The sequence below is a fragment of the Lysinibacillus sp. JNUCC 51 genome (assembly GCF_015999525.1).
In the GTDB taxonomy this organism is placed as follows: domain Bacteria; phylum Bacillota; class Bacilli; order Bacillales_A; family Planococcaceae; genus Lysinibacillus; species Lysinibacillus xylanilyticus.
The window spans coordinates 2942799-2956231 of the sequence record NZ_CP065545.1 but is presented as its reverse complement, the minus strand read 5'-3'; the positions used below and the strand labels follow the sequence as shown (position 1 = coordinate 2956231).

Here is a 13433-nt window from a genome sequence, read left to right as displayed (position 1 = left end):
CATTATTATAGTATACATTTCCAGAAATAGAAATGATGTTTTCGGATTATTTATTTTTATTAGAAAATAGAATGGATATATGGCTATTTTATCTTCACAGTTAAAAAGGGCATCCCCTAAAATCAGGAGATGCCCTTTCATGTATAAATTATCGTTTAATAATAGTAACGGCGGCCACTGTTTTCCTCATTAATAGCCTTTGCTAGACGAACTGTAGATATAGCCAAATCTGCATACGTCACTTTTTCAGTGGCATTGAATTTTTTATTTTGCTGTGCATCAATTAGTCCCATTGCACTTGCTAAAGCAATATAACCTGCGTACGCTTTGTCAATTGAGCTTGCATCAGCAAAGTTTAATTTGTAAATGTCACTATGCTTAGCAGCACTTTCTAAATTTAGTACACGTACTAACCATTCTGCAAGCTCTTGACGAGTCAATGTTGTATCTACTGCAAATTGATTAGCTGGTTGTAAAATACCCATTCTTACAGCTTGTTCAACGATACCGTATAATGGATGTTTTTTGTCAATATTATTAAAGGATTGTGTATCTTCATCTCTCCCATACGGACCGTAATCATTTCCGTATGTTAAGGATTTAACTAAAATTTTCAAAGCTTCTCCTTTTGTTACAGCTGTATCAGCATTAAAGTGTGCAGGGTCTTTAACCTCTAACACATTTTGGCGTAATAAATAAGTTAATTCTCCGCCTGCTGTTGGATGTGAAATGGCTGGTTTTTCTTTAGAATCATCAACTTTTTGAAGCCATTCACCAGTCGTTGCATCAATACTATTGAACAAGCTTCCATTATAAACTGGAGAGTATACTAAATCATAGTGGTGATTATCCTCTCCATCCTGTTTTGCATACTGTAGCTCCAATTTTAGCCCCTTACTGAACGTTGCTTTTGCTTTATCAGCAGGAACAACTTTGTTTACAGACGGCCAATTATCAACTTTTCGATAACTAACATTTAAAGCACTTAATTTCCCATCTGCACTAATACCAACAGAAATTTCATCCCCTACTACAGCAATGCCATTGACGATACGTGGGAAGGAGAAGTTATACTGTTCGCCTTGTTTGTCATATACTGTATCTTCTATTGGTTTTGAATAGTTATGAATATAAGAAGGAGCCCACTCTTTTAAGTAGTCTATCGCCTTTGCTAACGCTGCTTCTTTTGAAATTGGTTCTACTTTACTATCTTTCTCATTGAACTCTCTGCGTACATCCCAGTAGTTGATAATCTCACCTGTTGCCTTATTCACTTCAAATGAAGAGCCATAGCCATTACTTCCAGATTCATACATATAATTCACTGAATAAATTGTCTCACCATTTTCGTTTTCTCTTTCATCAACCGAATTAAGTTGTAGCTTTACTTTGTCAGAATCAACTTTTAAAAATGACTTTGCTAACTCTTCAACTTCTGCTAATGTAATGCCCTTCTTTCTAGGTTCTAGTGGTTGCGATGCTAGTTTTTCTACACCTTTTGTCTTTGGTACTTGAGAAGTGAAACCATGCATTGTTTGCCACTGCCCATTTATCGCATGCACACCACTAAAGCTTGTTGGAGGCGTATACACAAGCTTAGCAATAGATTCGCCTGTTTGGTAGTTAAAGTCAATCATATAACGTAAATCTATTGAAACATTTTCGCGAACCTGTGCAAGTATGTCTGACTCTTTCTTTTTCTGATCTAAGTTATCAAAGGTAGCCTTACTCGTTGACTCAGTATTACGATACATACTTGTAACTTCACCATTTGCTAGAACTGTAATATCGATAAACTGATTACTAAGTGGCACACCATTATGTGTAGGTGAATAAGCGAATGAATACGTAATTGGTTCAGATAAAGGTCTACTAAAATTAAAATTACCATTGATATTGTTTTCACGAAGTTTGTAATTCGCAGTGTTCGGCAATTTCTTTAAGAAGTCTTGGGCAATTTTTTTTGCCTCACTCTCTGAATACTTCACTGGGTACAATGCATCTGCTATATTGACAGGTTGATAGTAGAAATTTTCTAATTCTAAATCTTCGCCTTTAAAAGTAAAACCTCCATAGACATCTTTGTTATTTATTACCTTATGGAAACTTAAATCATATCGTACTGTTTTATCATCATTAAAGTAATGCCCTTGGCCCATCGAGAAATCTTTCTCTGTTACAAAATTGAACTTGCCTGGGAATAATGTATTTAATTGCTTAATAAGCTTACTTTTCGTTACTTTTGTTTCTGTTGAAGCAATTTGAATTGCAACTCTCTCTTGCGGTTCTTTTACCTTTACTGAAGCTTGTGCTATTGGTGAAAGTACACCAACAGAAAAAGCAGTAGATGTTAGTATGATACCTAATTTTTTAAATCTCCCCAAAATACCCCTCCTAGATTATTGTTTCCTACAATTATAATATATATATTTCCATAAATGGAAATTATGTTCTCGGATTATTTATTTTTATAAGAAATTAAATGAACATAGAGCTATAAATTTTTCAGTGTAAAAGCAAAACGTCAGCTACACCAAGGCGAAATTGATTGCTCCCAAAAGTTTCTTATTTCTTATTTCTTATTTCTTTACTACATCAAAGTTTGATCCGATTAATAACCAATTTTGAGGGAATGGTAGACCCAACTTCCAATAGCCTACTCCTCGAAGTTTATACCGTTTGATTAAATTAAACTTCGCTTGAATGGATCTTGCATCCTCGAACCACACCACATGTGCTTTACCTTGCTCATCATAGTATTCAAAGAACGGTGCTTGAGATCTCAAATCAAACTGGATAGCAGCATTATATTTCTTAGCAATCTCGATTGCTCTTTGTGGACTAACCGCTTCTGCATTTGGCCCCCCCTGTACAAAAGGTAATGTCCAGTCATACCCATATAAATTCTGTCCAAGAATAATTTTGTTCCGAGGTATCTCACTGACTGCATATTTAACAACCTCTTCTACCTCTGGAAGTGGCGATACTGCCATAGGTGGCCCTGCAGAATAACCCCATTCATAAGTCATTAACATGACAAAATCCACTATTTCTCCATGTGCTTTATAATCATGCGCCTCCGTCCATGGACCTCGCTCACTAGCACTTGTTTTTGGAGCTAGCGCTGTCGATACGGTATATCCCTGTGGATGGAATCGACTCACCGCTCTCCTTAAAAAGTTGTTATATGCTTCTCGTTGATCGCCTGGCAAATTCTCAAAATCAAAATGAATGTCTTTAACGGTTCCTAAACGCTTTGCCTCTTCAAGAATATTATTGAAGAGTAAATCCTGTACGGCTGTACTTTGGAAAATATCTCGCGCCAAATCACCGCTAAAACTAAAATTCTCCAAATTTGAGACAACCATTGCTAGAGAAGCACCTGTATCATTTGCAATTTGCGCCACACCTTGACTCGGTGGTACCTTAAGCGTTCCATCTCGCCTTGCCTCATAGCTAAATAAAGCTAGATAAGTTAAAAATGGACCCGCTTCTTTTGCTTGACTTAGTAATGCCTCACTAACGAATGTCCCTCTCGGCTCTAAATATGCCAATGTTTCAGCTCTTGTTTTTGGTTGAGGTGGAATATAAAGTCGCATACCAATCGATAAAGGTTGACTCGGACTAATATTGTTCATCTGAGCAAGTGTTAAATAATTTATGCCAAAGCGTTGGCCGATCGAATATAGACTATCTCCTGACTGCACATAATAGAAATTTCCGACAATCGGTATTACAAGAGCTTGCCCTATAACTAACCGATTTGGTTCAGGAATTTGATTGGCATCTACAATTCTTTGAACTGTTGTCCCGTATGACTGCGCAATACTCCATAAGGACTCTCCTGCCCGAACAACATGTATTTGAATGTCAGTGCCTCCTTCTAGCTTGATAAAATCACACCTATAAAGCTTATGAATTAGGAAGGGAAAAGATGTCATTGCTTAGTAAGCACCTATTCCCTAAAACAAAAAAAGATTCATCGCTTGTTATAATATGTACCCTATAAGATAGACACTTTCAAAAAGGTCATCTTATAGGGTATTTTTGTTTTATAATGAAGAAAAAACGAGCGGTGGTTAATAGTATGACTAAAAATTTACTTTCGAAACAACAACAGGCGCAATTAAAATTAAATCCATACGTTAAAACGGTAAGCGCAAAAGCCATTACTTATACAGATGAATTTAAAGAATTTTTTATTGATGAATACGATAAAGGAAAATATCCAAGTGAAATTTTCCTTGAGGCAGGTTTTGATATTGAAGCCCTTGGTCCAGCGCGTATTCGGAGAGCTTCGAATCGTTGGCGTATGGCTTATAAAGAGCATGGGTTATCGGGTTTAGAAGATGCCAGAAAACATGCTTCAGGTCGCCCTTTAGAGCGTGAATTAAGTTTAGAAGAAAAATACGTTCGCTTAGAGGCGAAGATGAAATTATTAGAAGCAGAAAACGAACTTTTAAAAAAGCTAGATCAACTCGAAAGGCAGCTGATGAGGAAGAAATCAAAATAAGTACTGCACAAAAATTTGAATTAATCCATCAAATAATTGAAAAATATCAATTAAAACGAATGATAGGATATCTTTGTGCAATCGCAAATGTTTCACGCTCAGGCTACTATCGCTATTTTAGTGAAGAAGCTGTCTTAACTCGTCAAAAACAGAATGAAGCAGATGAAGTGGTAAAAGAAGTTATTTTGAAGGCCTTTCATTTCCGAGGACGAAAGAAAGGTGCACGTCAAATAAAAATGACACTCGAAAACCAATATGAAATTACGTACAACCTCAAGCGTATCCGTCGCATTATGAAGAAATTTAATATTGTTTGCCCTATTCGAAAAGCGAATCCAGCACGTCGTATGGCAAAAGCAACAAAGGAACATCGCACATGTCCTAACAAATTAGACCGTAACTTCAAGCAAGGTGTAGCAGGGAAAGTATTACTAACCGATATCACATATTTAACATATGGCGGTGGTCAACGTGCTTATTTATCAACGATAAAAGACGCTGAAACAAATGAAATTTTAGCTTATGAAGTATCTTCTACGTTGAGTATAGAAATTGCGCTCAACACGTTACATAAATTGAAGAAGCATCGCCATTTAAGGGAAGATGCCTTTATCCATTCGGATCAAGGTTTCCACTATACTAATCCAAAGTTCCAAGCCTTAGTAAAGAAAATTGGCTTGGGGCAGTCCATGTCACGTCGAGGAAATTGTTGGGATAATGCGCCACAAGAATCATTCTTTGGACATTTTAAAGATGAAACAACTATTAGAGCATGTGAAACGATAGAAGAAGTAAAGAAAGAAATTAAGAGTTATATGATTTACTACAATCATTATCGAGGGCAATGGAATTTAAATAAGCTGCCGCCTGCAAAATACAGACAGCAGCTTCAGAAAGTTGCCTAACCTTTTTTAAAATGTCCTTTACAAAGGGTACATATTATTACAGCGAATGAACCTTTTTTTCATTAATTTCTTTATAGAATTTATGACACGCTCGATAATAGAATATAAATAAAAAATAAGCAAACAATTGTAGTAAAGAACCTATAAAATGAACATTTTCTCGCATACTTGTTTCAACATTTATTGAAAATGCCTGTATGGTAAAACCGCAAAGCATAAATGCCATGAATTTCTGATAAGTTTTAAATGTTTTAACTTCAAGAGGTTTATTATTATGAATGTGTAATAGTAATTGAAAAACCCAATACATAAAGATGATGAATAAAAATCGCATAAACTGTATACCAATTTCCCCCAGTATACTATATCCTAGCCATTGACCTAGCTCCACGAAAAATGACATTACCGCCAAAATAATAGCGAAGTTTTTCGACCAACGCTTTAAATTATGGAACGTTGGCAGTAAGTGAATACCATATGCAAAAAATATATAGCCAATAAAATCTGGGAAGATATCCGGTAATCCGAAAAAACTTGAATCTACAAAAACCAAGCACACACCGTTTAATAAATGATTGTAAGGATTTTTCATTATTTCATACCCCCCTCATTTTTTTTCATCAGATAGTTATCCTGTTCCTGTTGAATTTCATCTATATGATATTGCTTACTCGTATTATCGTAGGTTTCGTTATAGCTTGGTTGTACAATAGGTTCATCCATATTTTGATGCTCTGCATATATTAAGTTCCCTACCCATGCCAAGAAAGATAAAGAAAATGTCATGTAGACAAGTCTTCCCTTCATAAGTCCTTTGTAATAAACGAGCAAAATAAACAATGAGAGCGTAAGCATAAGGAACATACACACTATATTAGTAAGGTCTTTTTCCAGATGGATGGTTAATTGTGCTACATTTTTTAAATGGAACGATTGCCCAGTCCCAATGCTGAATACAAATAGAAGAGTAGCTATCGTCACTGGAACGGTTAGTATGGTTGCGATAGAAAATCTTTTTGTCTTCTTTATATGAGTCTTTTCAAGCTTTTGACGTAATTGATTTGAGAAAACTATATCTGGATCTTTATCAGGGCGTTTTTTTAGTGCCTCAAATAATTCGTGATCACGTTCTTCCATCAATCATCCCTCCCTACCTTTTTTCGAAGTCGCGCCATTGCTCGATGAAAATCAACTCGTGCCTTGACTTCCGAGATACCTAAAATCGCAGCTGTTTCTTGTATTGTGTAGTCTTTTAGCATTCTGCAAATAATAATTGTCCGATCATGTGATTTTAATGTCATTAATGCTTCTTGTACTGTCTGCCATTGCTCATTCTTCACCACAATCTCTAAAGGCTTTGGCACTTCCCTTAATAAGGGCTGCATGCTAAGTTTTTTTGTTAATAAACGCTTAATTTTCTGTCTTCTATGTAGATCTACTGCTGTATTTCGTGCAATTGATAAAATCCAAGTTTTTACTTTATCTTTATCCTTCAAATTATGTAACTGCTTAATCGCTTTAAAAAACGTTTCTTGCGTAATATCCTCTGCCTCTTGTTTGCTATTTGTATAATAAAGCGCAAAATGATACACATCACGATGATAACAATCGTACAAATGTTCAATTTTAAATATATCCTGGTGCAAAACTTCACCCCACTTTCTACACTTACATATAAGTCGTCGCAACTAATTATTTGTTACACTTTTCCCAATTTTTTTTTACACAACTAGCTTACTTTTCATTGTTTGCATCGTTGTAAATATTGCACATGTTGGTAGTATCGATCATGAGGGAAGTCATCCTATAATTAATATGCGTAGTATCATTGTGGAGGAATTAGCGAAGTTATACCATCTGACGCTTTCCTGTGGGTGTCTAGTCTCTACTACAATCAACCATTTTACTTAGCATGTAGCTTCTGGCATGTTGCTCTATTTTATATTTTATCTCTACACAATAAAATGCCCTCCAATGATTAACGGAGGACATAGTTATTAACTGAATGTAAAAGCCAGATCGGGGAAGATTATTATCAATGGTCCACTGATTAAACTTTATTGTACATCCGATTTAATCATTTCAAATAATAATGGTACATTCGTTCCGCGCTGTAACGAATTACAGCCCTCCATTAAAAATGACCAGCTCATTTTCATTTTTTCTTTATACGGAAGCTCTGAATTAACTGGAAGATATTCTTTTAAATATTCTTCTATGGAACTCGATAAACTTTCCATAAATTCATCAGCCTTTCGCACCTTTTCCGTTGCTACTTCATTACGCTCATTCCATAGTACATGCTCTAAGTTTGTAGAAAAATAGAATAGCTGATACGGTATTCTTAATCGATGAATGCTAAAATAATCATTTGCCATAAGGATTTTTGCATTATTCGCTTTCATTTCATTTCGTTGTTCGATTTGCTCCTTACGCTTCTCAGATTTCACCAATATCGCATCTTCTGTATAGAATAAATTTTGCCCAATATCTTCCTTTACCTTGACAAATTCATGGGCAATAAAACAACCGTCAGCATCAGTAATATGAACAACAGCGGTTAAATCTTTCGCTAAAAACTTATACTTCTCCAAATAGTTCTGAATCACTCGAGTAACACTATTTTTAATATTAGGTATCCGTTTATTTGCATCCCATTTTGTTAAAATGTCCTCCCGTTGTACATCGAAGCGAATCGTTGAATTTGCAAAATGTTCATCTAGAAAATCCTCTAAAACAATTTGCTCCGTCTGTCCCTCTACAATGATTAAAAGAACCTTTTTAGTCACGCTGTACACCCGCTTTTCTAAAGGCACGCTTAATTTTAAATGTCTTCGTTTCCTTATATACCTCTTCATCCTGTCCGCCCAACTGAATTGCACGTAAATAAACATCTCGAGCATTATTTACCTCTTTAATACCCTTTAGCTGTATATAACGACGATCCTCATTCGTTGTCGTGAACCACAAGTTTTTAATAGCTAGCACCTCTAACACACGTAAATTATGAGACGTAAAAATAAGCTGACCTTTTCCACCCTCATCAATCACTGTTAACAACTCGCCTAACAAATATTCAAAAACACCAGAATCTAATTCATCAATCACTACACAAGCATTTGGGTTGTTATAAACTGCAATGAGTACACTGAGTACAGAAATAATTTTCAAAATTCCCTCTGACTCTGTCCGTAGTGGTAATTCGCGTTCCCCTCGCTGTGATAAAAATTCAAAACGGATTCCTTTTTCCCCGTTATCCATAGTTTGTTTTGTAAGCATATTAATCTTTATAGATAGACCAGGAATAATCGCTGATAAAACTTGATTACTTTGCTCTATTACTTCACATAACACGAAAAATGCATCCTCTGGCAATAACGCTGGCCCCTTCAAATTATAAGGGATAGAACCACGAGTTTTATCAAGATGAATACTAAAGGGCATACTGCGCTCCTCATATAACGGTGCGATATTTTGATTATTAACGACATGTAAATCCCGATTAAAATCTATTGCTAAATTATGAAGCAATTGCATTTCTAGCTCTGACAACCTGTCCTGTAATAATGGCTTTAAATCTTTGTGAAAGATAAAGGACATATATTGTTTTTTAGCTAATTGATGAGTGACTAGTAATTGGATACGCGTTTTTTCATTCATATCAGAAAGATTTGCTTTACGTAGTTGTATGTCTTCCTCTGTAACATTAATTAGAATCTTTGAACGCTTCCCTTTCTCGTTTTCTCTGTAAGCTAAACGTTCAACCGTTGTGTACAGTCTGTTTTCATCTTCTTGTAACTCTACATAATAACTGAGAAAAAATGTGCCAAATTGATTTTCTACTAGAAACTCGAACTCAATACTTGCCATATCCTCCCCTGCCATAATTAATTTCTTTTCCTGAGATGGTAATTTAATTTCAGCAATCCAGCCGGAGATAAGTGCCTTTAACAAGCCAAATGCATCAACCATAGTTGTTTTCCCAGAACCGTTTTGTCCATATAAACCTACAACATTGGGCTTAAAAAACGTCTCGAAATTTACCGCTAAAATAATTTCACCATGACGTACATTTCGTAAATTTTGTACCTTTATTTTCTTTATTTTTATAATGGTCATTTATTTAAACATCCTTTAATGATATTTCTTTCTATTATAATTAAATTTGATATATTTTATAACATTTTCCGTTTTAATCTCTTTTAGCAATTATTTTCTGTAGCGAAAGCAGAGCGACGCTACAAAATGTTTTCTGCGTGAAAGCGAAGCGACAGCGGCAAATGTTTTCTGTAGCGAAAGCAAAGCGGCAGCTACAATTATGCCGAGGCATAAAAATTGATTGAATAATTCATATATCGATCATTCACCGAGTTTAATGCCTATGACAATCATAATAGTGGACATATGTTAGAGAATAAAAATGAAGAAAGGTGTGTTTCATTGGTCAATCCTAGATTAAATCCCGAAGATTTTGATGTTAACATTCCGTTTCATCCTACCATGCCTTCTGGTAGCCCATATCCATCTTTAAACCCATTACCGTATCCATCGCGCCCTTCACTGCCTTATCCATCACAACCATATCCACCACGTCCGCCGCAACCATATCCGCCACAACCATACCCACCGCGCCCTCCGCAGCCATATCCACCACAACCATACCCACCGCGCCCTCCGCAGCCATATCCACCACAACCATACCCACCGCGCCCTCCGCAGCCATATCCACCACAACCATATCCACCACGTCCTCCGCAGCCATATCCGCCACAACCATATCCACCGCGTCCTCCGCAGCCATATCCGCCACAACCATACCCACCACGTCCTCAACCATATCCGATGCCATTTCCAGGCGGGCAATTTCCTGGCTTACCAGGTTTAAACCTACCAGGCATGTAGATTTGTTACCTGACATATTTGGAAGCCCTAGATAAATGACTGTAGCAAAAAGGCTATCCAGAAGTTCAAATACGAACTAATGGATTGCCTTTTTATTGTTTATTAGAAACTATAATTGACTGATAAGAGAACTAAGGCGGTGGAAACATGTCTATACAATTTTCAGCCATCCTACATATTTCCTCATCTAATGAGCAAAGTATTAGTGAGGTGAATCTATGTGTAACGTAAAAAAAATATCTTTATGTATGATTAGCCTAATATTATTTAATTTGAGCATTGTGTCTTCTTACGATGCAAAAGAATCAAATAGAGTTAATGGACTTAAAGCACAAATAAAAGGCCTAGAGAATCGTTTGAGAAGCCTTGAGCCGATAAAACCTCAAACAATTGCTGATCCTCCTTTTCCTGAATTATCTCCCCCATCAAAATTTGTACCACTTACACAGGTGATAGAGGATGGCATTGCTATTCCTTATGATGTTATCATCAATAATCCAGGCTATAAGAGACCCGCTTATGAAGAATATTGGCATAGCTCAATCGGTCGGTGGAGCTATGTTCCAACTAGAATTCATTATGCACTGCATCAACTATTTACGAATTACGATATTGCTCTTTCTGAATGGTACGACTTTGAACAAAATATGGGGTTCACGATTCCGATGTTTCAAAATAAAACTGATTTAGATTTATATATTGTAGCGTTCCAATCTGATATTAAAGCAGCTTATACAATGGGGAATCAGGTAGTCGTTGTTGGAAATCCAAGAAGAACCGGTGTTCAAGTGATTACTATAAAAACAAGCGCTATACATCCCACAAATACCGAAGAATCTTTACTTGTGCAATTATCAACTCAAGCAGGAGAAGAATTAGATTATGCTCTTATCTCTTATATTTCATCTGATTTTAGGCTGAAGGAAAAAGAATAACTACTCTAAAGCTACTTTTTCGGAATTTTATCAGCGATTCACTAAAAAATATTCGCCAAAGCAAAAAACCACTTCTCAAATTTTGAGAAGTGGTTTTTATTTGGCTAGAGCCGTAGATTACATCATTCCGCCCATGCCGCCCATACCAGACATATCTGGCATTGCTGGAGCTGCTTCTGGAATGTCTGCTACAACTGCTTCTGTTGTTAAGAATAAAGCTGCGACAGATGCTGCGTTTTGTAGAGCTGAGCGAGTTACTTTCGCTGGGTCTACTACGCCTGCTTCAATCATATTTACCCATTCGCCTGTTGCAGCGTTGAAGCCTACACCGATTTCTTCGCGTTTTAGGCGATCCACGATAATTGAGCCTTCAAGACCAGCATTGTTTGCGATTTGACGAACTGGCTCTTCTAAAGCACGTAGAACAATTTTCACACCAGTTGCTACGTCGCCTTCTTCTACATCTGCAACTTTTTCAACTGCTGCATATACGTTAAGAAGTGCAGTACCACCACCTGATACGATACCTTCTTCAACTGCTGCACGAGTTGAGTTAAGAGCATCTTCAATGCGTAGTTTACGTTCTTTTAGTTCTGTTTCTGTTGCAGCACCAACTTTGATTACTGCTACACCGCCTGCTAATTTTGCAAGGCGTTCTTGTAATTTTTCTTTATCGAATTCTGAAGTTGTTTCAGCAAGCTGAGCACGGATTTGACCAATACGGCCTTCGATTGTATCTGCACCGCCAACACCTTCTACGATTGTAGTATTGTCTTTTGTAACAACAACTTTCGCAGCACGACCAAGTGATGTAATATCAGCTGTTTTAAGGTCTAAGCCTAATTCTTCAGTAATTACTTGACCACCTGTTAAAATTGCGATATCTTCAAGCATTGCTTTACGACGGTCACCAAACCCTGGAGCTTTAACCGCTACAGCATTAAATGTACCACGAAGTTTGTTCACTACAAGTGTTGCAAGAGCTTCACCTTCAACATCTTCAGCGATGATTAATAGTGGACGACCTTGTTGTACCACTTGTTCTAATAATGGTAATACTTCTTGGATGTTTGTAATTTTTTTATCAGTAATTAAAATGTATGGGTTATCTAATACCGCTTCCATTTTATCTGTATCTGTTACCATGTAGTGTGATGCATAACCACGGTCGAATTGCATACCTTCAACTACATCAAGCTCAGTTGTGAAGCCTTTAGATTCTTCAATTGTAATAACACCATCATTACCCACACGTTCCATTGCTTCTGCAATTAATTGCCCTACTTCATCATCAGCAGCAGAGATTGACGCTACTTGTGCGATTTCTTCTTTGTTGCTTACTGGGCGAGAAATAGAGTGTAATTCCGTTAGAGCTGCTGCAACTGCTTTGTCGATCCCTTTACGAATTCCTACAGGGTTTGCACCAGCTGTTACGTTTTTCAAGCCTTCACGAATAATTGCCTGAGCTAATACTGTTGCAGTTGTTGTACCGTCACCAGCGATTTCATTTGTTTTAGAAGCAACTTCTGCTACTAATTTTGCACCCATGTTTTCGAATGGGTTTTCTAGCTCGATTTCTTTTGCAATTGTTACACCATCATTTGTAATAAGTGGTGAACCGAATTTTTTTTCTAAAACCACGTTACGACCTTTAGGCCCTAGAGTAATTTTTACTGCGTTTGCTAATTTATCTACACCTTGTAGCATTAATGAACGAGCGTCTTCTGAGAATTTAATATCTTTTGCCATTTGAATTTACCCTCCTGGAATGGAATATTCGTTAAGCTTGATCAATATATTTATAGAAATTTCGCCATACTGTCATTGTCATCTACCTTATTAATCTGTGACAATCACTAAAGGCATTTACTTTAATATACTTATTAACTTATTCAATAATTGCAAGAATATCGCTTTCGCGTAAAATTAGGTATTCATTACCCTCATATTTAACTTCTGTACCAGAGTATTTAGAGAAGATAATGTGGTCGTCAACTTTAACGTCAAGCTCTACACGTTGCCCGTTCTCTAAAATGCGACCCGTCCCAACTGCTACAACTTTACCTTCTTGCGGTTTTTCTTTTGCAGAGTCTGGCAGTACAATACCGAATGCAGATTTTTCTTCTACCTCGATTAGTTCGATTACAATACGATCTCCTAGTGGTCTTAACAAGTGAA

General features: G+C 36.6%; 13 protein-coding genes. 3 read left to right on the top strand and 10 right to left on the bottom strand.

Annotated features, from left to right (window positions below; genetic code table 11):
• Positions 1–155: 155 nt before the first annotated feature.
• Both JNUCC51_RS14305 and JNUCC51_RS14300 read right to left on the bottom strand, forming a co-directional pair.
• Complete coding sequence (locus tag JNUCC51_RS14305) at positions 156–2384, bottom strand: YcdB/YcdC domain-containing protein (RefSeq protein WP_337988615.1); 2229 nt, start codon at positions 2382–2384, stop codon at positions 156–158.
• 195 nt (positions 2385–2579) lie between these two features.
• A complete protein-coding gene (locus JNUCC51_RS14300) occupies positions 2580–3752 on the bottom strand; it encodes a glycosyl hydrolase family 18 protein (RefSeq protein ID WP_443137002.1) in 1173 nt (390 codons plus the stop codon).
• Between the two features lie 335 nt (positions 3753–4087).
• Between JNUCC51_RS14300 and JNUCC51_RS14295 the strand changes: the two genes are divergently transcribed.
• Complete coding sequence (locus JNUCC51_RS14295; protein ID WP_337988614.1) at positions 4088–4513, top strand: HTH domain-containing protein; 426 nt, start codon at positions 4088–4090, stop codon at positions 4511–4513.
• Positions 4408–5418 (top strand): IS3 family transposase, encoded by a 1011-nt coding sequence (locus tag JNUCC51_RS14290; RefSeq protein ID WP_337992168.1) that lies wholly within the window; start codon positions 4408–4410, stop codon positions 5416–5418. Before JNUCC51_RS14295 ends, JNUCC51_RS14290 begins: the two co-directional genes overlap by 106 nt.
• A gap of 37 nt (positions 5419–5455) precedes the next feature.
• Here JNUCC51_RS14290 and JNUCC51_RS14285 read toward each other — a convergent pair whose 3' ends face one another.
• From JNUCC51_RS14285 to JNUCC51_RS14260, 6 genes are all read right to left on the bottom strand, one after another.
• Entirely contained in the window at positions 5456–6010 is a 555-nt protein-coding gene (locus JNUCC51_RS14285) for a hypothetical protein (RefSeq protein ID WP_337988613.1), read from the bottom strand.
• A complete protein-coding gene (locus JNUCC51_RS14280; RefSeq protein ID WP_337988612.1) occupies positions 6010–6555 on the bottom strand; it encodes a hypothetical protein in 546 nt (181 codons plus the stop codon). Before JNUCC51_RS14280 ends, JNUCC51_RS14285 begins: the two co-directional genes overlap by 1 nt.
• Positions 6555–7064 (bottom strand): RNA polymerase sigma factor, encoded by a 510-nt coding sequence (locus JNUCC51_RS14275; RefSeq protein WP_337988611.1) that lies wholly within the window; start codon positions 7062–7064, stop codon positions 6555–6557. The genes JNUCC51_RS14280 and JNUCC51_RS14275 overlap by 1 nt, the downstream gene beginning before the upstream one ends.
• Positions 7065–7475: 411 nt before the next feature.
• On the bottom strand, positions 7476–8207 hold the full coding sequence (locus tag JNUCC51_RS14270) for a hypothetical protein (RefSeq protein ID WP_337988610.1): 732 nt from the start codon (positions 8205–8207) through the stop codon (positions 7476–7478).
• A complete protein-coding gene (locus tag JNUCC51_RS14265) occupies positions 8200–9537 on the bottom strand; it encodes an AAA family ATPase (RefSeq protein ID WP_337988609.1) in 1338 nt (445 codons plus the stop codon). Before JNUCC51_RS14265 ends, JNUCC51_RS14270 begins: the two co-directional genes overlap by 8 nt.
• 376 nt (positions 9538–9913) lie before the next feature.
• Entirely contained in the window at positions 9914–10336 is a 423-nt protein-coding gene (locus tag JNUCC51_RS14260) for a hypothetical protein (RefSeq protein WP_337988608.1), read from the bottom strand.
• Positions 10337–10538: 202 nt separating this feature from the next.
• Here JNUCC51_RS14260 and JNUCC51_RS14255 point away from each other — a divergent pair, with 202 nt between their 5' ends.
• Entirely contained in the window at positions 10539–11255 is a 717-nt protein-coding gene (locus JNUCC51_RS14255) for a hypothetical protein (protein ID WP_337988607.1), read from the top strand.
• A 117-nt stretch (positions 11256–11372) separates the two neighbouring features.
• On the opposite strand, the gene groL is transcribed toward JNUCC51_RS14255, so the two are convergent.
• On the bottom strand, positions 11373–13004 hold the full coding sequence (gene groL, locus JNUCC51_RS14250) for a chaperonin GroEL (protein WP_337988606.1): 1632 nt from the start codon (positions 13002–13004) through the stop codon (positions 11373–11375).
• Between the two features lie 139 nt (positions 13005–13143).
• Complete coding sequence (gene groES / locus JNUCC51_RS14245; RefSeq protein ID WP_173478892.1) at positions 13144–13428, bottom strand: co-chaperone GroES; 285 nt, start codon at positions 13426–13428, stop codon at positions 13144–13146.
• Between the last annotated feature and the right edge of the window lie 5 nt (positions 13429–13433).